This window comes from Novosphingobium sp. KA1 (assembly GCF_017309955.1).
In the GTDB taxonomy this organism is placed as follows: domain Bacteria; phylum Pseudomonadota; class Alphaproteobacteria; order Sphingomonadales; family Sphingomonadaceae; genus Novosphingobium.
In genome coordinates, this window is the sequence record NZ_CP021247.1 from 861,380 (window position 1) to 879,919 (window position 18,540).

Here is an 18,540-nt window from a genome sequence, read left to right on the forward strand (position 1 = left end):
ATCGGCCTTTGCGTGTCGAGGCGATTCGCATTAATGACGCCCGAACTTGCAGCCATTTGACAGAAGCGATTCAGGAGAACGCATATAGCACCCCCACCCCGGCGCATGATGACGCCACCGGTCAAGAGTGGACCGCGCTACAATAACATGATCCAGTCGGACAAGGTCCGGGTTATCGACCAGGATGGCGAGAACCTGGGTGTCATGTACACGCGTGCGGCCATCGAACAGGCGGCCGATGTCGGTCTCGACCTGGTTGAAGTCTCGCCGAACGCCGATCCGCCGGTGTGCAAGTTCCTCGATGTCGGCAAGTACCGGTATGAGGCCCAGAAAAAGGCCAATGCCGCGCGCAAGACCCAGAAGACGCAGGAGATCAAGGAGATCAAGATGCGTCCGAACATCGATGACCATGACTACGAGACCAAGATGCGTAACGTGGTCCGCTTCATCGGTGATGGCGACAAGGTGAAGGTCACCCTGCGCTTCCGCGGTCGTGAACTCTCGCACCAGCAGCTGGGCATGAACCTGCTGCGCCGCGTGCAGGAAGACGTCGCTGACATCGCCAAGATCGAAGCCTATCCGCGCATGGAAGGCCGCCAGATGCTGATGGTGCTCTCGCCCAAGTAAGGCGAGCAAGGCACATCGAATCGGGCCTAACGCAAAGGGCGCGCCGCAAGGCGCGCCCTTTGTCGTTCGCGGTCGGTTCTTGCGGGCCAGCGGGACGGCGCTGCAAAAACCCGCTAAGGCGAATTTTCAAGCCAACGCCTTTTCCAGCACGACCATCGCCAGCGGCGGATCGACCAGGACCGGGAAGGGGCGCGTCTCGCCCGTCCGCCCATAACCACGCCGCTCGTAATAGGCGATCAGTTCAACGCGCTGGTCGATCACCGTCATTTCCATGGCGTGCGCGCCGAACACGTCTCGCGCAAGATCCTCGGCGGCCGCGATCAACTGGCGGCCGAGACCACCCGCCTGTAGCACCGGATCGATGCAGAGCAGGCCCAGGTAGGCCAGTCCCGCCCCCTTGGAGGTCACCTGCACGCAGCCGATCGGCACACCGTCCTCGGAAATCGCCACCAACAGGCGATCGGACGCACTGCACACGATGGCCGTCAATTCGCCGAGATCGGTGCGGTCATCGCTCAGCAGGTCCGCCTCGAACGTCCACCCCGCCCTTGCGCTGTCGCCGCGATAGGCACGCTCGATCACCGGATGCAGCGCGGGAAGATCGGCCTCGGTGGCGACACGAATTTGCATGGCAGTACTCTCCGGACATCAACTCCCCCCGCTGTACGCACGCCAAGCGGCAAACAGGAGGGGGCGGACTACAAATTTTTGGGGGTAGCGAGGACTCGCCCGCCAGCCCTAGATTCGCAGGACCATGAACATGCCGATGCCCGATCCCGCCAGCGATCCCACCTGGGGGTTGACCGAGAAGGAGAAGCAGACCCTTCGCCTGATCGTGCGCGGCCACGATGCCAAGTCGATCGCGCGCGATCTCGACCTCTCGATCCACACGATCAACGAGCGGCTGCGCGACGCCCGCCGCAAGATGGCGGTGTCGAGCAGCCGCGAAGCCGCGCGCCTGCTGCTGGCGGCGGAAACCGACACGCCAGGCCCTCTCCCCGAAATGTTAGGGGACAGACGAATGGGGGAGGACCCGGATCGCCCCGCGAACGATCATGACGATGCGCCGCGTGACGGCGCCGGGCCGGTGCGTCGCCGGCTCTGGATCATCATCGGAGTCCTGCTCATGACATTGACCCTCGGCCTTGCAGTGCTTGCCGCCCTCACCCATGCAAGCGCACCAGGTGTGCCGACCGCCACGGCCACCGCAGCCGACAGCGAAGTGGTGGACGCCGCCCGCCAGTGGCTCACGCTGGTCGATCAGGGCCGCTGGGACGACAGCTACCGGGACACCGGCTCGGCCTTCCGGAAACTGAACACCGCTCAGGTCTGGGCCGCAACCTCCGAAAAAGTGCGCGTGCCGCTCGGCGCCGTGCTCTCGCGCGTGCTGCTCAGCCAGGAGGAACTCCCCGCCCCGCCCAACGGCTACCAGGTAGTCAGGTTCCGCACCCGCTATGCCAACAAGGCCGGCGCGGTGGAGACCGTCTCGCTCGAACGCGAAGAAGGCAAGTGGCGGGTGGTGGGCGTCATCATCGAATAGACGCCCTAAAAAGACCAATTGTTGCAAGGAGCGGGCGGCCCGGGAGCCCGATTGGAAATCCGTGTGAAATATGCGCTTGGAATGACAGCGCCAGAAAAGGACGTCCCGGCACACCGCCCGGACCCCACCCCGAGGCCCTGCGCTGCTCATTCCAATGACACCCTTCCTACCCCGCTCCCTGCGCCCGCCCCTCGCATCCTTGCACTGGAGCGCACCGCTCGCCGCCCTACTGGCCACCAGCGGCTGCGCCGGATCGCTGATGCACGCCGATCCGCTCGCTACAAGGCGGGCAGCCCGCGAAGAGCAAGCCCCGCCGCCTCCCCAACAGCGCGAGCCGGTGCTGTCCAGCCTTCCGCAGCCCGAAGCCGTGAAGCCGCCGGTCGCGCCCGAGCCTGCGTCAGCGGCGGCGGCAAGGACGGCCGAGACAACATCCGCGCCGATCCTCGTGACCGGCGCCGTGCCGCGCAAGCCGAAGCCGCAGGTCTTCCCCGATACCAGCGCGACGATCGTCTTCACGGTCACACCGGCGGGGACGTGCCCCCAATGCCGGCTGACAAAGATCACCGTCTCCCCGACCGGCGAAGTGCTGATCGAACTCGGCCACTGGGACGCGGTACAGCGCGACTGGGACTACCAGCACTACAAGGCCAGGGTGAAGCGCAACACCGCCAATGCCTTTGCCGCCGGCCTGAAGGCCGACCGCCCCACGGGCGAGGCGAGCGTGCACATGTCCGGCCTTGCCTGCACACTGCCGACCCGGGACGCGGGACTCACCATCCAGTGGCTCGAATTTGGCCGCCGCGACCGCCTCAACGTCGTGTTCGACTGCCCTGCTTCCGGCGACCGCCAGACCGCCCAGCGCCTGCGCCATGCGCCCGATGTGCTGGCCCTGCGCCGGATCGCCGCCCCCTGATGGACACTGTTGCCCTCCCCCCGATGACCGCAGCGCAAGTCCCCGTTCAGGCAGGACGTACCGCTGCGGCCCTGCTTTTCATCAGCGGTTGGATGCGCGTACCGAAGGCCTCCACGCCCTCAAGGAAATCGTCGAAAGTCAGCAGCACGCCGCCGGTGTTGGGCACCTCGGCCATCTCGTCGAGCATGCGCGCCACACTTTCGTAGCTGCCGACCAGCGTGCCCATGTTGATGTTCACCGCCCCTTCCGGCGCCGCGAGTTGGCGTACGTTGGTGTCGGTGTTGACCGTGTCCTTCGCGCCCTGGTCGGCGAGCCAGGCGATGGCTTCGAGATCGACGCCGTCGTTGTAGCTCTGCCACTTGGCCATCGCTTCCTCGTCGGTTTCGGCCGCGATCACCATGACCAGCACAAAGACTGACACGTCGCGGCCGGTTTCCGCGGTGAACTTGGCAAGGCGGTCGTTGTTGGAGGCGAAGGCGGTGGGGGTGTTGACGCCCTTGCCGAGGCAGAAGGCATAGTCCGCCCACTGGGCCGAGAAGGCGAGGCCCGCATCGGACGAGCCCGCGCAGATGATCTTCATGTCGGCTTCGGGCTGCGGGCGGACGAGGCAATCGTCCATTTCATAGTACTTGCCCTTGAAGTCCGAGCGGCCGGTCTCCCACAGTTCGCGCAGCACCTGCGCATATTCACCCAGCACATCGTAGCGGTTGCGAAAATGCTCGTCGCCCGGCCAGAGGCCCATCTGCGTATACTCGGGCGGCTGCCAGCCGGTGATGAGGTTGAGCCCGAAGCGACCGTGGCTGATGCTGTCGATGGTGTTGCACATGCGCGCGGCAAAGGCGGGCGGGATGATGAGCGTGGGGCAGGTGGCGAAGATCCTGATCTTCTCGGTCACCGCCGCGAGCCCCGCCATCAGCGTGAAGCTTTCGAGGCCATATTCCCAGAACTGCGTCTTGCCGCCGAAGCCGCGCAGCTTGATCATCGAGAGCAGGAAATCGAGCCCGTATTTCTCGGCCCGCCGGGCGATCTCCTTGTTGAGATCGAAGCTGGGCAGGTATTGCGGGGCATTCTCGCTGATCAGCCAGCCATTGTTGTTGATGGGAACAAAAACGCCGACTTGCATGGGCTTCAGCTCCTGAGAAATTCGAGAACGAGGCGATTGAAAGCTTCCGGATCGGTCACGTTGCAGGCGTGGCCGCCCCAGTCGAATGTGGCGACATCGGCATGCTCTACCGGCTCGGCGAGATCGAGCGCAGAGGCATAGGGCACCAGGAAATCATCGCGCGTGGCAACGACCAGCAGGTTTTCGAGCGCGGCAAGCCCTGCAGGATCGGGCGCATAGGCCTGCACCGCGGCAATGCGCTTGGCGGTGGTGGCGATGCCGGGGAAGGCGGCGAGGTGGTGATCGAGCTCGGCCGCAAGGTCACCGTCGTGCGCGGCAATCCAGTCGGGCGGGTAGAGGAACAGCGGCTGCGCTTCGAGGAACGCGCGCTCGCCTGCGCCGTGCAGCAGGGCCAGGCGGGCGGCAAAGCACCGCCGGGTATGCGGGGAGAGCGAGCGCCAGCCGTTGACGACCACCAGCCGGTCGATCCGGCCGCTGCGGATGGCGGTCTCGACGCCGATGGCGCCGCCCAGCGCATGGCCGATGAAATGCGCCCGCTCAATGCCGAGAGTGTCCATCAACTGGATCACGTCGCCCGCCATATCCTCGACCGATGTGGTCTCCGGCAAAGCGCGCTCGCTGCGGCCGGTGCCGCGGTGGTCATAGGCGAGGACGCGGAAATGCGCGGCCAGTGCCGCGAGGTTCGGCGCCCAGTAGCCCGCCGAGCCGCCAAGGCCGCTCGACAGGATGAGCGGGGGAGCCTCCGCGCTCCCATACGTTTCGTAGTAGAGCCCGCCAGCCTCAGGCAAGGTGGGCGACCGAGGCTATCTCGACGAGGCAATCCGGCTTCACCAGTTCGCACTTGATGCAGTAGCGGGCGGGCTTATCGCCCGGGAAATACTCGGCGTAGACCGCGTTGAAAGCGGCGTAATCGTTCAGGTCCTTGAGGAAGATGTGGTTCATGGCAATGTCCGCCATCGTCCCCCCGGCGGCCTCTACCGTGGTCTTGATGACCTCCAGCACATGGCGCGTCTGTGCGGCGGCATCGCCGACATGGAGCACCGCACCGCCCTCGCCCAGCGCCAGCACGCCCGAGACGTAGACAACATTGCCCGCCTTGGCCCCGGCCGAATAGGGCGCGATGGGGGTGGGGAACTGCGGCGGATTGATCGGTTCGAAAGGCATCACGGTTCCTTTGGTGGGAGCTGGCCGACGGCAGTGCGGAAATCGGCGACGCTGCTCACCCAGCCGAAGAACTTCTCGACGTTGTAGAGGCTGGCCTCGCGGATGAAGTCGGGCCCGAGGTGGTGCACCGCGTCCTCCAGCAACACGCCGAAGTATTCGAGGTGGAAGCCGTCACGCAGGGTCGATTCGACACAGACGTTGGTGGCGATGCCGGTGAAGATCAGCGTGCGGATTCCGCGTGCGCGCAGCACCGAATCGAGTTGCGAGTTGAAGAACGCCGAATAGCGCGGCTTGTGTACGCGCAGGTCATCGCCCTGCGGCGCCAGCGCCTCCACCAGTTCGTAATCCCACCCGCCCCGTGCCAGGAACTTTCCGGCAAGCTCGGGCCGCGCCCGCATGGTCCTCAGCGCATTGGACTTGTGATAATTGGGCGAGAGCGGCGTTCCCGCCTCGACATAGCCTGCATCCCAGCCGTTCTGCAGGAAGACCACCGGCATGCCCGCCGTGCGCGCTACCTCGACGACTTCGGCGATCTTCGGAATCACGCTGGCCGCCGGACCGACATCGAAGCCAGCCTCGTCCACATAGCCGCCCTTGCTGGCGTAGGCGTTCTGCATGTCGACAACGATCACCGCCGTCGTCGCGGCATCGAGCCGGATCGCTTCGGGACGCGCCGGCAGCACCACCGAGGGGCCGGAACGCGTTGGCACGGGATCGACGATTGCTTCGCTCACCCGCGCAGGATTGAGCAGGTGCAGCAAATCGTCAAGCCGCTTCGAAAAATCGCGTGTTTACGCGCCCTTCCACTCGCGGCGCTCTTCCGCCGCGCGCAGGACTTCATAGGCAAGCTGATAGGTCTGAAAGGCCTTGGCGGCCTCGGCATCGTCGGGCCGGACATCCGGGTGGACTTCCTTGGCCTTCATCCGCCAGGCCTTGCGCACGGCATCGAAGTCGGCATCGGGATCGAGGCCCAGCGCTTCCAAGGCGTTGAGCTCATCCCGGCTGCGGCTGCCGTCGCCCGAGCCCGCCCAGCCGTAGTGCGCCGATTCCTTGTAGCCTTCGGCCTCGGAGCGCTCCTCGGCCTCGCGCCGCGCCGCTTCCTCGGCATCGAGGCCCGCAAAGTAATCCCAGCCCGCATTATATTCGGCGGCGTGCTTCTGGCAGAAATACCAGCGATCGCGGCTGTTGGGGGTCTTGGGTGCTGGGCAATCGCCCGGCTCGGTGCAGCCATGCCGGTCGCACAGGCGCACCTGCGCCGCCTCGCGCGAGCTGCCATAGCTGCGCCAGCGCGGGAACCCCCAGTCCATGGATCGGCCTGCTCTGCTCATTCGACCGCCGATACCTGCCGACTCGAAACCATTGCAAGCCCCAACTGCCCCCCCGCGACAAATCAGGCAGAAAACGAAAGGCCCGGCTCGCGCATGCGAGCCGGGCCTTTGCCGAACCGGAAAACCGGGGCCGATCAGTCGATCGTGACGGTCACCGCGCGGCGGTTCTGCGCCCACGAAGCCTCGTCCGAACCCAGCGCGATCGGGCGTTCCTTGCCGAAGCTCACGGTGCTGAGACGCGAAGCGTCGACGCCAAGGCTGACGAGGTAGTTCTTGGCCGCATTGGCACGGCGCTCACCCAGCGCAATGTTGTATTCGCGGGTGCCGCGCTCGTCGCAGTGGCCTTCGATGGTCGCGCGCTTGCTGGGGTACTGGATCAGCCACTGCGCCTGCTTGGCGAGAGCAGCCTGGTCTTCGGCGTCGATGTCGTACTGGTCGAGGCCGAAGTGGATGGTGTCCGAACCCATCATGCGGGCGAGGAAGTCGGCCTGGCTGCCGGGGACCGGACCGGCGGGCTGCCCGGGGGTCTGGGTGGTGGTGGCCGGGCCGGGCTCGGGCGGGAGCTGCTTGGGTGCCTTGGTGCCGCAAGCCGAAAGGGCCAGTGCACCGGCAACGAGAAGCACGGTGGTGTCGGTCTTCACGGATCGGTTGGCGGACATGAGGGCAGGCATGAGGCAATCTCCTGTGGTGCGCGGCCAATTGAATGACCGCGTCTGTTTAGGTGTTCGTGCAAATGTAAACACTGTCAACCTGAACGGTTGCCGTCCGAGGGAGCGGCAACGCACAGGTTACAGCAAAATCGGCCGCGGCGTCAGGGGCGAACCGGCCCCCAGGCCGGATCGGAGGCGCCTACCGGGGTCGGCAGCTTGCGTTCGTTCTTGCCGGTGAGGTCAACCTGCCAGATCGAGCTCTTGCCGCTGGTCTTTTCGGTGCGGAAGAACTGGACGATGCGCCCGTTCGGCGACCAGGTCGGCGCCTCGTCCTGCCAGGAATTGGTCAGGTAGCGCAGCCCCCCGCCGCTGGGGCTCATCACCGCGACACGCAGATTGCCCGCGATATGGGTGAAGGCGATCTGGTCACCGCGCGGGCTCCATTCCGGCGTCGCCGCGCGGCCGCCGAAGAAGCTGATGCGGTGCTGGTTCGAACCATCCGCGTTCATCACGTAGATCTGCTGGGTGCCCGAACGGTCGCTCTCGAACACGATCTGCGAGCCGTTGGGCGAATAGGAACCGCCGATCGAGATGCCGGGCGTGTTGGTCAGGCGGATCGGCGTGCCGCCGCTCGAGGAGATGCGGTAGATGTCGGTATTGCCGCCGCTCGCCATCGAATAGAGGATCCACTTGCCGTCCGGCGACCAGCGCGGCGCCATCGTCGGATTGCCCGTGCGGGCGATCAGCTTCTGGCTGTCGCTGGCGAGATCGTAGACGTAGATGCTCGGCTGCCCGTTGAGATACGACAGATAGAGGATCTTCGAATAGTCCGGCGAATAGCGCGGGGTGAGCGCGGTGGCCTGGCCGCTGGTCAGATAGCGGTGGTTGGCGCCGTCCGAATCCATGATCGCCAGCCGCTTCATGCGGTGATCCTTGGGCCCGGTCTCGGCAATGTAGGCGATCTTGGAATCGAAGAACGGACTTTCACCCGAAAGCCGCGAATAGACCATGTCCGCGCACTTGTGCGCCGCGCGGCGCCAGTCGGAAGGAGCGACCTGCCAACCGCCCTTCATCAGCTGCTGCTTGAGCTGGACGTCGTAGAGATAGCAGCCGATCGTCAGGTTGCCGTCGGCTCCGGCGCGCACATAGCCCTGCACCAGCATGTTCGCCGCGCGTGCCGACCAGGTCGGATAGTCAGGCGCCTGCACCTGGGCATAAGCGGGCTGCGGCAGGCCGTCCGGGCCCGAGGGCTTGAACAGGCCGTTGTTGCGAAGGTCGGATGCAACCACTTGCGACAGGGCGCGGCCCAGCGCGCCGGTCGAGCCGGCATTGGTCTGGGTCGGCACGTCGTTGTCGGTCGCGAAATTGGTGATCGCGATACCGAGGTCCTGCCAGGCACCGTCGGCGGAAACCGAGCCGGTGAGTCCGGCATCGTCGGCTTCGAGCCCCTGATCGGCCTGCCCCGCCGGAGCAGGCGCCGACTGGGCGGGAACCGGTGCCGGCTGTGATTGGGCATAGACACCGTAGACCGGTGCAGTCGAAGCCAGAGCGAACGACAGGACGAGCGTAAGCGGACGAGAAGTCATTGCGAAAGCCTCAGGTCGAAACGGAACGACGAAACGCGTTTCCACGCATCGTAGTATTCCGAGGGAAGATTGAAAGGCGAAGCGAGTTGCACAGCGCGGATCGCCTGTTCGGCATGGCGCTGCGCCTGCGCGCGATTGGCATCGGTGATACCCATCTGGCGCACGACGATCGGCCGACCGGCAAGGCTGCCGTCCGGGTTGAGATTGAACGAGAGGATCGTCACCAGCTGATCGGCATCGGCGCCATCCGGCGGGCTCCAGTGCGGCTTGAGCTGCCGGGTGATCGCCCCCGACAGCGCCGAGCGCACTTGCGGGCCGATAGCGGCGGCAGGCGTCCCCTTGCCCTGGTTGCTGGTCGCGCCGGAAACGCCGGACAGGAAGTCGGAGCCGACACGGCTTCCGCCCGCCTTTTTCGGCGTGGCCGAGGGCTTTGCGGCGGTATTGGCCGAACGGTCGATGCCGGTGAGGATCTGGTCGATCGGGTTCTTGCGCGGCGGCGTGCGCGTGGCCGGCTTCGCGGCAGGCCTGGCAACCGGTTTCGCAGCCGGCTGCGCAGGCTTGGGAACCGGCTTCGCGACCGGTTTGGGTGCCGGTCTTGGGGGCGACACCGGCGCGGGCTTTGGAACCGGCTTGGGTACGGGTTTCGGTGCCGGGACCGGCTTGGGCGCAGGCTGCGGCGGCGCGGGCTTGGGGGCTGGAGCCGGCACCGGCGCCGGAGCGGGTGCAGGTTCGGGCGCCGGGGCCGGAACGGCCTCGCCCAGGGTCGGCGCGATATCGGGAGCGGCCTGCTCGAACGGGTTGGGCGAGGTCGAGGTGGGCGCGACATCGTCGCTCAGCGTCACCTCGATACGCTGCGGCGGCGGAATCACCGGTGGCTCGCCCGGCTGCGCGCGCAGCAGCACCAGCAGCCCCGCGTGCAGCGCCAGCGCCACCCCAAGGCCGAGCCCCTCTTCCTTGCTCAGTCCGGACCTGGTTCTAACCGTTGCCATCGTGTCCAGCCTAGCTCAGCGGCCTGAACCGCCGCTGACACCCGTCACCAGCGCGATCGAAGTGAACCCGGAATGATTGAGTTCGCCCATGACTTCCATCACCCGGCCATAGTCGAGCGCCTTGTCGGCGCGCAGCGTGACCTGCGGCTTCTTGCCGTCCGCGCCCGCAGGCACGGCGGCAAGGCGTTCGGCCAGCTCACCGGGGGCCAGCGCGTCTTCTTCGTAATAGACGGTGCCATCACGCTTGATCGAGATGGTCAGCTGGTCGCTCTCGTCGTTGGTCGCGCTGGCGCGGCTGTCGGGCAAGTCGATCGGCACCGCCGCCTTGAGCAGCGGCGCGGTGACCATGAAGATGATCAGCAGCACCAGCATGACGTCGACCAGCGGCGTCACGTTGATCTCGGCCATCGGAGCTCTGCCGCCCCGACCGCGACGGCCGCCTCGCCGTCCTCCGCCGGACATCCCCCCCGAAGAACCCATCGCCATCAGCGCTGCTCCAGCTCGCGGGTCAGCGCGGAGTGCAGCTTGTCGGCAAAGCGCTGCATGCGCGATTCGAACATGTTCACCCGGTGCGAGAAACGGTTGTAGGCGATAACCGCCGGAATTGCCGCAAACAGGCCGATGGCGGTGGCGAAGAGCGCCTCGGAGATGCCGGGGGCAACCACCGCAAGCGAGGAGTTCTGCTGCTGGCCGATCTGGAAGAAGCTGTTCATGATCCCCCAGACGGTACCGAACAGGCCCACAAAGGGACCTACCGACCCCACCGTCGCCAGGAAGTTCAGGCGGGCGGACAGCTTGTCGGCCTCCTCGCCGACCGACGAACCCATGGCCATGGCGATACGCTCACGCGCGCCTTCGAGGTCGATCTGCTTCATCGAGGCATTGCGGCGCCACTCGGCCAGACCCGCGCCGGCCACCTTGCCCATCGGCACGTCGCCGCGGCGGCGGTCCTTCTGGTAGGCCTCGAAGTTCTGGGCCTCCCAGAAACCGTCCTCGTAATCGTCCGAGGCGCGCGAGACCGAGCCCATGCGCAGCATGAAGCTGATGATGATCGTCCAGACCCAGAGGCTCGCGAGCAGCAGCCCGCCCATGATCGCCTGCACCACGATATCCGCGTGCAGGAACAGTTCGATGGGGTTGAGGTGGTTGGAATCGCTGCCGATGGAGATGGCAGAGGCGAGCATTTCAAAGGTCATCATTGTCCTTCCGGGCCGGTCTGGAGGTCCTGCGAGGAGCTGTCGAGTAGGGTGGCGAAGGCCTGTTGCCAGGCCTCGGGCTGTCTGCGCGGTCGTCCTTCAGGACTGATGAACCCGACCTTTACCGTCGCTTCGGCAAGCCGGATTTCGCCGCGCCGGGCAATCTGGCGCAAGGTGCAGCTGACGCGGCCGACCTGCAGGGCATGGGTCTCGATCACCACCGCGTCGCCAAGGCGCGCGGGCGAAAGGTATCGCACGTTGACTTCCGCCACCGTGTAGAGCCCCGCGCCCGAATCCAGCGCGGCGCGCTGGTCGATGCCCAGCAGGTCGAGCAGGTCGGAACGCGCGCGTTCGAACCAGCGGATGTAATTGGCGTGATAGACCACCCCGCCCGCGTCGGTGTCCTCGTAGAACACGCGCAGCGCGTAGCGGTGGACGGGACCGTCGAAAACCCCGCCTTGCGGGCTGGGATCCCGCGATGAAACGGGGGGGATGGGGGTCTGTGCACTCATGCCGGGGGCCTGTGTAACGGGAGGGGGGCGCGGTGCAACCCTGCGCGGGGCTCACACGGCAAGAATGCCGACGTCATGCCGCCCGCGCGAGGCGGGCAGCCCGGTTTTCCTCAGGTTTTGTCGAGGATCCCGCTCAGTCGGCGATCATCTGGAAGAACTGCCGCCCGCCGAAGATGTGGACATGCAGATGCGGCACTTCCTGGTGGCCGTTGGTACCCATGTTGACCATCAGGCGGTAGCCCGGCCCGTCAAGTTCGAGCTGGCGGGTCACGTTGCCCACCGCGCGCATGAAGCCGGCGATCTCGCCGTCCTCCGCCCTGGCGGTGAAGTCGTCCCACGAGACGTAGCGGCCCTTGGGAATGACCAGCACGTGGACCGGCGCCTGCGGACGGATGTCGTTGAAGGCAAGCGCGAACGCGTCTTCGTAGACTTTGCCGCAGGGCAGTTCGCCGCGCAGGATCCGGGCGAAGATGTTGCTGTCGTCGTAAGGCTGCCTGGGGTCGATCGGCATCGAAATCTCCGCTTTACTTCAGTATCTTGCCGTCAGGATCGGCCATCACGACCGGGGCCGGGAAGCCTTCTCGGCGATGCCCGAGACGCCCTCGCGCCGGTCGAGCTCGTCGAGGACCGAGGCGAACGGGACATTGCGGGCCCCCAACAGCACCATGAGGTGGAAGATCAGGTCCGCAGCCTCGCCGACCAGCGCCTTGTCGTCCTCGGTCAGCGCGGCAATCACCGTTTCGGTGGCTTCCTCGCCCAGCTTCTGCGCGATCTTGCCGATGCCCCTGGCATGAAGCTTGGCCACATAGCTCGACGAAGGATCGGCATCGCGGCGTTCGGCGATGGTTGCCTCAAGGCGCGCCAGGGTTTCGGAAGTGCTCATCGCGGCAAGCCATGGGCAAGGCCATGTCCGGGGTCAAGCCCGCGGATGCGTCAATCGCTGCCCTTGCCGCGCGAAAAGCGCCGGCCGAGCCAGACACCGGCCACACCGATACCCAGCAGCAGCATCCCGCTCGGCTCCGGCAGGGTGATCGCATCGGCCGCATGGGCAGGCAGCGGCATCAGGGCGCCCGCGACGACAACCCCCAGCGAAGCGGGTGCAATCGGGAACGGGGTGCCATGAAAGCGCTGCAACGGGCCTCTCCAATCAGCTGCCGACAGATATGTCCCGATCTTGGCCGGGGAGCGGCATGCGGCAAGTACGTATAAGGGAATGTCTCGATTCGGGCCATGGCGTTAACTAACCATGAAGACCGATTCTAACCCCGCGCCGGCAATCCCGCGGCGCGCAGGGCGGCATGGGCCTCGGCGATCGAGTGCTTGCCGAAGTGGAAGATCGAGGCGGCCAGCACCGCACTCGCCTTGCCCTCGGTCACGCCCGCCACGAGGTGGTCGAGATTGCCAACGCCGCCGCTGGCAACCACCGGAATCGAAACGGATTCGGCGATTGCGCGGGTGAGCGCGAGGTCATAGCCGTTCTGGGTGCCGTCGCCGTCCATCGAGGTCACGAGCAGTTCGCCGGCGCCGTAGTCCGCGAGCTTCACCGCATGCTCCAGCGCATCGATCCCGGTCGCCTTGCGGCCGCCGTGGGTGAAGATTTCCCACTTACCCGGCGCCACCCGCCGCGCATCCACCGAGGCGACGATGCACTGCGAGCCGAATTTTTCGGCAATGTCGGCCACCACTTCGGGGCGCGAGACAGCGGCGGAATTGACCGCCACCTTGTCGGCGCCCGCCAGCAGCAGCGCGCGGGCATCGTCCGCCGTGCGCACGCCGCCGCCCACGGTGAGCGGCATGAAGCAGACCTCGGCAGTGCGCTGCACGACGTCGAGCAGGGTGCCGCGGCCTTCGTGGCTGGCCGAAATGTCGAGGAAGCACAGTTCGTCCGCCCCGGCCTTGTCATAGGCGCGGGCCTGTTCGACCGGATCGCCGGCATCGATCAGGTCGACGAAGTTGACGCCCTTCACCACGCGCCCGTCGCGGACATCGAGGCAGGGGATGACGCGGATACGAACTGTCATTTCAAGATCCTTGGCATGACTTCACTCTACCGGCTTGAAGAACAGCATCACGCACAATGCGCCCAGCGTCAGGCACACGGCAAGGTTGAACGCCGAATAGCCCCAGAACCTCTGCGGATTGTCCGCCAGCGTGGTCTCGACTTTCGAGCGCGCGCGGCTGAACAGCAGCAGCTTCGCCTTGCCCTCGCGAAAATCGCGCAGCGCCCAGAGCGCGCTCGGCACCAGCACCACCAGCGCCATCACCGCGATGAGGCGGTTCTCGTTCATCCCTCGCGCTCGGCTATCTGGATCGCGGCGGCAAGGTCGAGGCGGCCGTCGTAGAGCGCGCGGCCGGTGATGACCCCCTCGATCCCGTCACGCGCATGAAGCGCCAGCAGGCGGATGTCGTCGAGGCCCTTGACGCCGCCGCTCGCGATCACCGGCAAGTCGGTGCGGCGCGCCAGATCGACGGTGGCGTCGATGTTCACGCCCTTGAGCAGGCCGTCGCGGCCGATGTCGGTGAACAACAGCGAGGCCACGCCCGCGTCCTCGAAGCGGCGAGCCATGTCGACGATCGACACGTCGGAGACTTCCGCCCAGCCCTCGGTCGCGACCATGCCGTCGCGCGCGTCCACCGCGACGACGATGCCGCCGGGGTATTCCCGCGCCATGTCCTTGACGAACTGCGGGTCCTTCAGCGCGGCGGTGCCCATGACCACGCGCGACACGCCAAGGTCGAACCAGCCCGCCACCGCCTCGCGGGTGCGGATGCCGCCGCCCAGCTGCACATGGCCGGGGAACACCTCGAGGATGGCTTCCACCGCCTCGCGGTTCTCGGCGCGGCCGGCGAAGGAGCCGTCGAGATCGACGACGTGGAGATACTGCGATCCGGCTTCGGCAAACAGCATGGCCTGCGCGGCGGGATTGTCCCCGTAGACGGTGGCGCGATCCATGTCGCCTTCGGCAAGGCGGACGACCTGCCCCTGCTTGAGGTCGATGGCGGGAAATACGATCATCTGGCGATCCTGACCTATACTACTTCGTCGCCCCCGCGAAGGCGGGGGCCCCGCTGGCGGCTGGGCGGGACGAGAGCAGAAGAAAAGCGGGATCCCCGCCTACGCGGGGATGACGAAGAAAGTGCATGCTGCCGAAGCTCACGGCTTCCATTCCAGAAACCGCGTCAGCAAAGCGAGGCCGTAAGCCTGGCTCTTTTCCGGGTGGAACTGCACGCCGACGACATTGTCCCTGGCCACCGCCGCGACCAGGCCGCCGCCATGGTCGGTCATCGCCGCCACATGCGCGCCGTCGTCGGGCTGGAAGTGGTAGGAGTGCAGGAAATAGGCCTCCCCCGCATCGATCAGCCCCTGCGCCGGATCCTTGAGGCCGAGCGAGACATCGTTCCAGCCCATGTGCGGGATCTTGATCGCGGGATCGGTGCGCTCGATCATCTGCACCTGGCCGCCGATCCAGTCGAGCCCTTTGGTCACGCCGTGCTCCAGCCCGCGCGTGGCGAGCAGCTGCATGCCGACGCAGATGCCGAGGAACGGCGCACCGCCGACATGGACGCGCTCGGTCATCGCCTCGACCATGCCGGCAATGCCCCAGAGCCCTTCAGCGCAGGCGCGGAACGAGCCGACGCCGGGAAGCACGATGCGGTCGGCCGCGCGGACAACGGCGGGATCGGCGGTGATCGCCACGTTCCGGGCACCAGCGGCGCGCAGGGCGTTGGCCACCGAGTGCAGATTGCCCGCGCCGTAGTCGATCAGCGCCAGAGTCTGACCGCCTCCCGTCATCCGGCGAGCCCTGCCACGCTGTCATCGAGAAAACCGGGCGCCCACTCGATCACTTCGACTTCGGCGACAACGCCCGCCACGAAGGGATCGGTTGCGGCCAGCGCGGCCATCGCCTCGCGGCTGTCACCGCGGGCGAGGATGATGCCGCCCTCGCGCGGGACCTTGCGGCCCCAGGCCACGAAGCGTCCGGCGGCATGATGGCCGCGCAGCCAGGCGACATGCTCGTCCAGCAGCGCGTCGACCTGCTCGACGGGGGCGATGTAGCGAAGCGAGATGATGAAGAGGGCCATTACAGGGTGTCTCCGCCGAGGATGCCCTTGGTCGAGGGGATCGCCCCGCCCTTGCGCGGATCAAGCTCCACCGCGGTGCGCATGGCGCGGGCAAAGCCCTTGAACAGGCCTTCGCAGATGTGGTGGTTGTTGGTGCCGTAGAGCAGTTCCATGTGCAGGGTGATGCCCACCGCCTGCGAGATCGAGTGGAACCAGTGCTCGACCAGCTCGGTATCGAACTCGCCCAGCTTCTCCTGGGTGAAACCGGCCTTCCACACGAAATAGGGGCGGCCCGAAATGTCGAGCGAGACACGGCTCAGCGCCTCGTCCATCGGCGAGTGGACGTCGCCGTAGCGGCCGATGCCGGCCTTGTCGCCGAGCGCCTGCGAGATCGCCTGACCGATCGCGATGGCGCTGTCCTCGGCCGTGTGGTGCTGGTCCACATGAAGGTCGCCCTGGATATGGCAGGTGATGTCGATCAGCGAATGGCGCGAGAACTGCTCGATCATGTGATCGAGGAAACCGATCCCGGTCGAGACGTCGTAAGTCCCGGTGCCGTCGAGATTGACCGAAACCGCGATGCGGGTCTCGTGGGTGTTGCGATTGATCGAGGCAGTGCGCATGCGAAGGGCCTATAGACCGATGCTGCGTGGAATCAATTGTGCGTATCGCGCCGCCGCCCGGCAATCTTCGGTGGGCGAACCTCCCCTCCCACACCCTCCTTTGGTCGCATTCAGGCAAAACGACCTAGGGAAAACCCGACTGGTCATGCTATTTTCTGGTCGAACATGCTTGACCCGCCGGTCTTGCATCAGCACCTAGAGCGCGATGAACGATACGCCTCAAGACAGCCTGATCCCTTACGACGAGATCGTACAGGAAGCCCTGCGCGCCGTCGTTGGCCGCGTGCTCGGCCAGGTGGAAGCCTCCGGCGGCGCCCTTCCGGGGGGCCACCATTTCTACATCACCTTCAAGACCGGCGCTCCGGGGGTCTCGATTCCCGCCGAACTGCGCGCCCGTTTCCCGGACGAGATGACGATCGTCCTCCAGAACAAGTTCTGGGACCTGGCGGTGGGCGAACAGGGCTTCTCGGTCAGCCTCAGCTTCAACCAGCGGCCCTCGAACCTGGTGATCCCGTTCTCGGCGATCACCGCCTTCGTCGACCCGGCGGTGGACTTCGGCCTGCAGTTCCAGGCCATCGCCGACGACGAGCTGGACGACGAGCCGATCGTGGAGCCCGGCAACGACGCGGAACGCGACGTCGCCTCGCGCATTACTCCCAGCGAAGACGGATCGAACGTCGTTTCGGTCGACTTCGGGAAAAAGAAGTAGGCGGGCAGCGTCAGCCCGGGAAAGCGTGAAGGGCATGGCCCCGGGCAAGTTCCAGCGTGCAATCAGCGATGAACAGGAGCGGCAGGCGGCAATCGCCGAAACCGTCGCTCTTGCCGCCCCTGGCATACAGGCATCCGGCACACAGGCATCCGAAAAACAGGCGCCCGGCGCCGCCAAACCCCGGAGCCGTGCCGCCCGGGTCAGGGACAAGCTCAAGGCGAAGGCCAAGCCCCCCGAGATCCGCGGCCCCAGCCCCAATTCGGCCACCAACCTCATCATTGCCGACGTCGCCCTGCGCGGCGGCGCCGCGATTGCGCGCCGCGCGATGGAACAGGCCGTACTCGGCAAGGCCTATACCCCCCGCAAGGCCAAGGCGATTCTCGACGGTCGTTCGTTCGGCGAATCGATTGCCCACGGGCTTCTCGCACGGGTCGCCCTGAACTCAGTCCCCGGCGCCATCGCGGTTGTCGGCGGGCTTGCCATCAAGACGCTCTACGACCGCTCCCGCGCCCGCAAGGCCCGTGCCAGCGGCGAAAGACAGCTCGCCGAAATGGCCGAGGACGGCACCGAAAGCTGATCGGGCCGACCTTGCCTCCTGATTTGCCCTCTTGATTTGATGCGCAACCATCGGCATCGGGGCCCATGGTCAACTCTCCCGAAAACCCCGCTGATACGCTGGCCCGACGCGGCCTGATGCTGATCATGTCCTCGCCCTCGGGCGCGGGCAAGACAACGATCTCGCGCATGCTGCTCGAGCACGATGCCCACATCCGCAACTCGGTATCCTGCACCACCCGCCCGCCCCGCCCCGGCGAAGTCGACGGCAAGGACTACCACTTCGTCAGCCAGGCCGAATTCGACCGGATGGCCGCCGAAGGCGAGTTCCTCGAATGGGCGACCGTGTTCGGCAACAGCTACGCCACCCCCAAGGCCCAGGTGAAGGCCGGTCTCAAGGACGGGCAGGACTACCTGTTCGACATCGACTGGCAGGGCACCCAGCAGCTCTACCAGAAGCTGGAGCGCGACGTCGTGCGCGTGTTCCTGCTGCCGCCCAGCATCGACGAACTGCGCCGCCGCCTGACCGGGCGCGGCACCGATTCGATGGACGTGATCGCCGCCCGCATGGAACGCGCCCGCTCGGAAATCAGCCACTGGGACGGCTATGACTACGTCGTCGTCAACGATGACATCGACCAGTGCTTCGAGAAGGTGAAGCAGATCCTCGCCGCCGAACGCATGCGCCGCGCCCGCCAGACCGGCCTGATCGGCTTCGTGCGCGAACTGATGGCGCCCTAAGTCCGGACTGACGTCCAGAGGCGGCACCAGCCCAGTGCGGATTTCCAAACAAACACCCGAACGGAAACTGCGCCGTCGCGCACTTTCCGTTCAATCCGGTGAATTTCCCTGTCCTCACGATGCGCTGCTTATAGCCGCCGCATCCTTCCTGCTTGTCGCGCCGGTCCCCACCCTCTAGGCGCGCCTGCAAACATGCCATTTGGCCGACTTTCTGGAGACGCG

General features: G+C 66.1%; 27 protein-coding genes. 6 read left to right on the forward strand and 21 right to left on the reverse strand.

Annotated elements, in window-relative coordinates; translation table 11 throughout:
- The first annotated feature begins 105 nt into the window (after window positions 1-105).
- Entirely contained in the window at window positions 106-627 is a 522-nt protein-coding gene (gene infC / locus CA833_RS04275) for a translation initiation factor IF-3 (RefSeq protein ID WP_142632117.1), read from the forward strand.
- A gap of 126 nt (window positions 628-753) precedes the next feature.
- Here infC and CA833_RS04280 read toward each other — a convergent pair whose 3' ends face one another.
- Entirely contained in the window at window positions 754-1,257 is a 504-nt protein-coding gene (locus CA833_RS04280) for a GNAT family N-acetyltransferase (RefSeq protein WP_142632116.1), read from the reverse strand.
- Window positions 1,258-1,393: 136 nt separating this feature from the next.
- Here CA833_RS04280 and CA833_RS04285 point away from each other — a divergent pair, with 136 nt between their 5' ends.
- The gene (locus CA833_RS04285; RefSeq protein ID WP_207079943.1) at window positions 1,394-2,167 is read left to right on the forward strand and encodes a DUF4019 domain-containing protein; all 774 of its coding nucleotides are present in this window, start codon (window positions 1,394-1,396) and stop codon (window positions 2,165-2,167) included.
- Between the two features lie 199 nt (window positions 2,168-2,366).
- The gene (locus CA833_RS04290) at window positions 2,367-3,080 is read left to right on the forward strand and encodes a hypothetical protein (RefSeq protein ID WP_207079338.1); all 714 of its coding nucleotides are present in this window, start codon (window positions 2,367-2,369) and stop codon (window positions 3,078-3,080) included.
- A 46-nt stretch (window positions 3,081-3,126) separates the two neighbouring features.
- Here the strand turns inward: CA833_RS04290 and rutA are convergent, their stop codons facing one another.
- From rutA to hisB, 20 genes are all read right to left on the reverse strand, one after another.
- Window positions 3,127-4,203 (reverse strand): pyrimidine utilization protein A, encoded by a 1,077-nt coding sequence (rutA, locus tag CA833_RS04295; protein ID WP_207079339.1) that lies wholly within the window; start codon window positions 4,201-4,203, stop codon window positions 3,127-3,129.
- Window positions 4,204-4,208: 5 nt separating this feature from the next.
- Window positions 4,209-4,991, reverse strand: coding sequence for a pyrimidine utilization protein D (gene rutD / locus CA833_RS04300; protein WP_207079340.1), 783 nt, complete (start codon window positions 4,989-4,991; stop codon window positions 4,209-4,211).
- The gene (gene rutC, locus CA833_RS04305) at window positions 4,984-5,367 is read right to left on the reverse strand and encodes a pyrimidine utilization protein C (RefSeq protein WP_207079341.1); all 384 of its coding nucleotides are present in this window, start codon (window positions 5,365-5,367) and stop codon (window positions 4,984-4,986) included. Before rutC ends, rutD begins: the two co-directional genes overlap by 8 nt.
- The gene (rutB, locus tag CA833_RS04310) at window positions 5,367-6,101 is read right to left on the reverse strand and encodes a pyrimidine utilization protein B (RefSeq protein WP_142632111.1); all 735 of its coding nucleotides are present in this window, start codon (window positions 6,099-6,101) and stop codon (window positions 5,367-5,369) included. The genes rutC and rutB overlap by 1 nt, the downstream gene beginning before the upstream one ends.
- Window positions 6,102-6,158: 57 nt before the next feature.
- On the reverse strand, window positions 6,159-6,695 hold the full coding sequence (locus tag CA833_RS04315) for a J domain-containing protein (RefSeq protein WP_207079342.1): 537 nt from the start codon (window positions 6,693-6,695) through the stop codon (window positions 6,159-6,161).
- Window positions 6,696-6,829: 134 nt separating this feature from the next.
- The gene (gene pal, locus CA833_RS04320) at window positions 6,830-7,354 is read right to left on the reverse strand and encodes a peptidoglycan-associated lipoprotein Pal (protein WP_370584573.1); all 525 of its coding nucleotides are present in this window, start codon (window positions 7,352-7,354) and stop codon (window positions 6,830-6,832) included.
- A 152-nt stretch (window positions 7,355-7,506) separates the two neighbouring features.
- Window positions 7,507-8,931 (reverse strand): Tol-Pal system beta propeller repeat protein TolB, encoded by a 1,425-nt coding sequence (gene tolB, locus CA833_RS04325; protein ID WP_207079344.1) that lies wholly within the window; start codon window positions 8,929-8,931, stop codon window positions 7,507-7,509.
- Window positions 8,928-9,920: a hypothetical protein gene (locus CA833_RS04330; RefSeq protein ID WP_207079345.1), complete on the reverse strand. Its 993-nt coding sequence runs from the start codon at window positions 9,918-9,920 to the stop codon at window positions 8,928-8,930. The genes tolB and CA833_RS04330 overlap by 4 nt, the downstream gene beginning before the upstream one ends.
- A 15-nt stretch (window positions 9,921-9,935) precedes the next feature.
- On the reverse strand, window positions 9,936-10,328 hold the full coding sequence (locus CA833_RS04335; RefSeq protein WP_370584544.1) for an ExbD/TolR family protein: 393 nt from the start codon (window positions 10,326-10,328) through the stop codon (window positions 9,936-9,938).
- Between the two features lie 77 nt (window positions 10,329-10,405).
- Window positions 10,406-11,116 carry a protein TolQ gene (gene tolQ / locus CA833_RS04340; RefSeq protein WP_207079944.1) on the reverse strand — a complete coding sequence of 237 codons (711 nt, stop codon included), beginning with the start codon at window positions 11,114-11,116 and terminating at the stop codon, window positions 10,406-10,408.
- Window positions 11,116-11,628, reverse strand: a complete 513-nt coding sequence (locus tag CA833_RS04345) for a YbgC/FadM family acyl-CoA thioesterase (protein ID WP_142632106.1) — start codon at window positions 11,626-11,628, stop codon at window positions 11,116-11,118. The genes tolQ and CA833_RS04345 overlap by 1 nt, the downstream gene beginning before the upstream one ends.
- A gap of 133 nt (window positions 11,629-11,761) precedes the next feature.
- Window positions 11,762-12,139 (reverse strand): histidine triad nucleotide-binding protein, encoded by a 378-nt coding sequence (locus tag CA833_RS04350; protein ID WP_142632105.1) that lies wholly within the window; start codon window positions 12,137-12,139, stop codon window positions 11,762-11,764.
- Between the two features lie 45 nt (window positions 12,140-12,184).
- A complete protein-coding gene (locus tag CA833_RS04355; RefSeq protein ID WP_207079346.1) occupies window positions 12,185-12,511 on the reverse strand; it encodes a phosphoribosyl-ATP diphosphatase in 327 nt (108 codons plus the stop codon).
- Between the two features lie 50 nt (window positions 12,512-12,561).
- Window positions 12,562-12,762, reverse strand: coding sequence for a PEP-CTERM sorting domain-containing protein (locus tag CA833_RS26870; protein WP_242526266.1), 201 nt, complete (start codon window positions 12,760-12,762; stop codon window positions 12,562-12,564).
- Window positions 12,763-12,887: 125 nt separating this feature from the next.
- Window positions 12,888-13,649 (reverse strand): imidazole glycerol phosphate synthase subunit HisF, encoded by a 762-nt coding sequence (gene hisF / locus CA833_RS04365; protein ID WP_142632103.1) that lies wholly within the window; start codon window positions 13,647-13,649, stop codon window positions 12,888-12,890.
- Between the two features lie 21 nt (window positions 13,650-13,670).
- On the reverse strand, window positions 13,671-13,916 hold the full coding sequence (locus CA833_RS04370; protein WP_142632102.1) for a hypothetical protein: 246 nt from the start codon (window positions 13,914-13,916) through the stop codon (window positions 13,671-13,673).
- On the reverse strand, window positions 13,913-14,644 hold the full coding sequence (gene hisA, locus CA833_RS04375) for a 1-(5-phosphoribosyl)-5-[(5-phosphoribosylamino)methylideneamino]imidazole-4-carboxamide isomerase (RefSeq protein WP_207079347.1): 732 nt from the start codon (window positions 14,642-14,644) through the stop codon (window positions 13,913-13,915). The genes CA833_RS04370 and hisA overlap by 4 nt, the downstream gene beginning before the upstream one ends.
- Window positions 14,645-14,782: 138 nt before the next feature.
- Complete coding sequence (gene hisH / locus CA833_RS04380; protein ID WP_142632100.1) at window positions 14,783-15,421, reverse strand: imidazole glycerol phosphate synthase subunit HisH; 639 nt, start codon at window positions 15,419-15,421, stop codon at window positions 14,783-14,785.
- Window positions 15,418-15,711: a YciI family protein gene (locus tag CA833_RS04385; protein ID WP_207079348.1), complete on the reverse strand. Its 294-nt coding sequence runs from the start codon at window positions 15,709-15,711 to the stop codon at window positions 15,418-15,420. The genes hisH and CA833_RS04385 overlap by 4 nt, the downstream gene beginning before the upstream one ends.
- A complete protein-coding gene (gene hisB / locus CA833_RS04390) occupies window positions 15,711-16,313 on the reverse strand; it encodes an imidazoleglycerol-phosphate dehydratase HisB (protein WP_142632098.1) in 603 nt (200 codons plus the stop codon). Before hisB ends, CA833_RS04385 begins: the two co-directional genes overlap by 1 nt.
- A gap of 205 nt (window positions 16,314-16,518) precedes the next feature.
- Here hisB and CA833_RS04395 point away from each other — a divergent pair, with 205 nt between their 5' ends.
- The 3 genes from CA833_RS04395 (at window position 16,519) to gmk (ending at window position 18,318) form a co-directional block, all read left to right on the forward strand.
- Complete coding sequence (locus CA833_RS04395) at window positions 16,519-17,022, forward strand: SspB family protein (protein ID WP_142632097.1); 504 nt, start codon at window positions 16,519-16,521, stop codon at window positions 17,020-17,022.
- Between the two features lie 34 nt (window positions 17,023-17,056).
- A complete protein-coding gene (locus CA833_RS04400) occupies window positions 17,057-17,599 on the forward strand; it encodes a hypothetical protein (RefSeq protein WP_242526364.1) in 543 nt (180 codons plus the stop codon).
- A gap of 65 nt (window positions 17,600-17,664) precedes the next feature.
- Window positions 17,665-18,318, forward strand: a complete 654-nt coding sequence (gene gmk / locus CA833_RS04405; RefSeq protein ID WP_142632095.1) for a guanylate kinase — start codon at window positions 17,665-17,667, stop codon at window positions 18,316-18,318.
- Window positions 18,319-18,540: the final 222 nt, after the last annotated feature.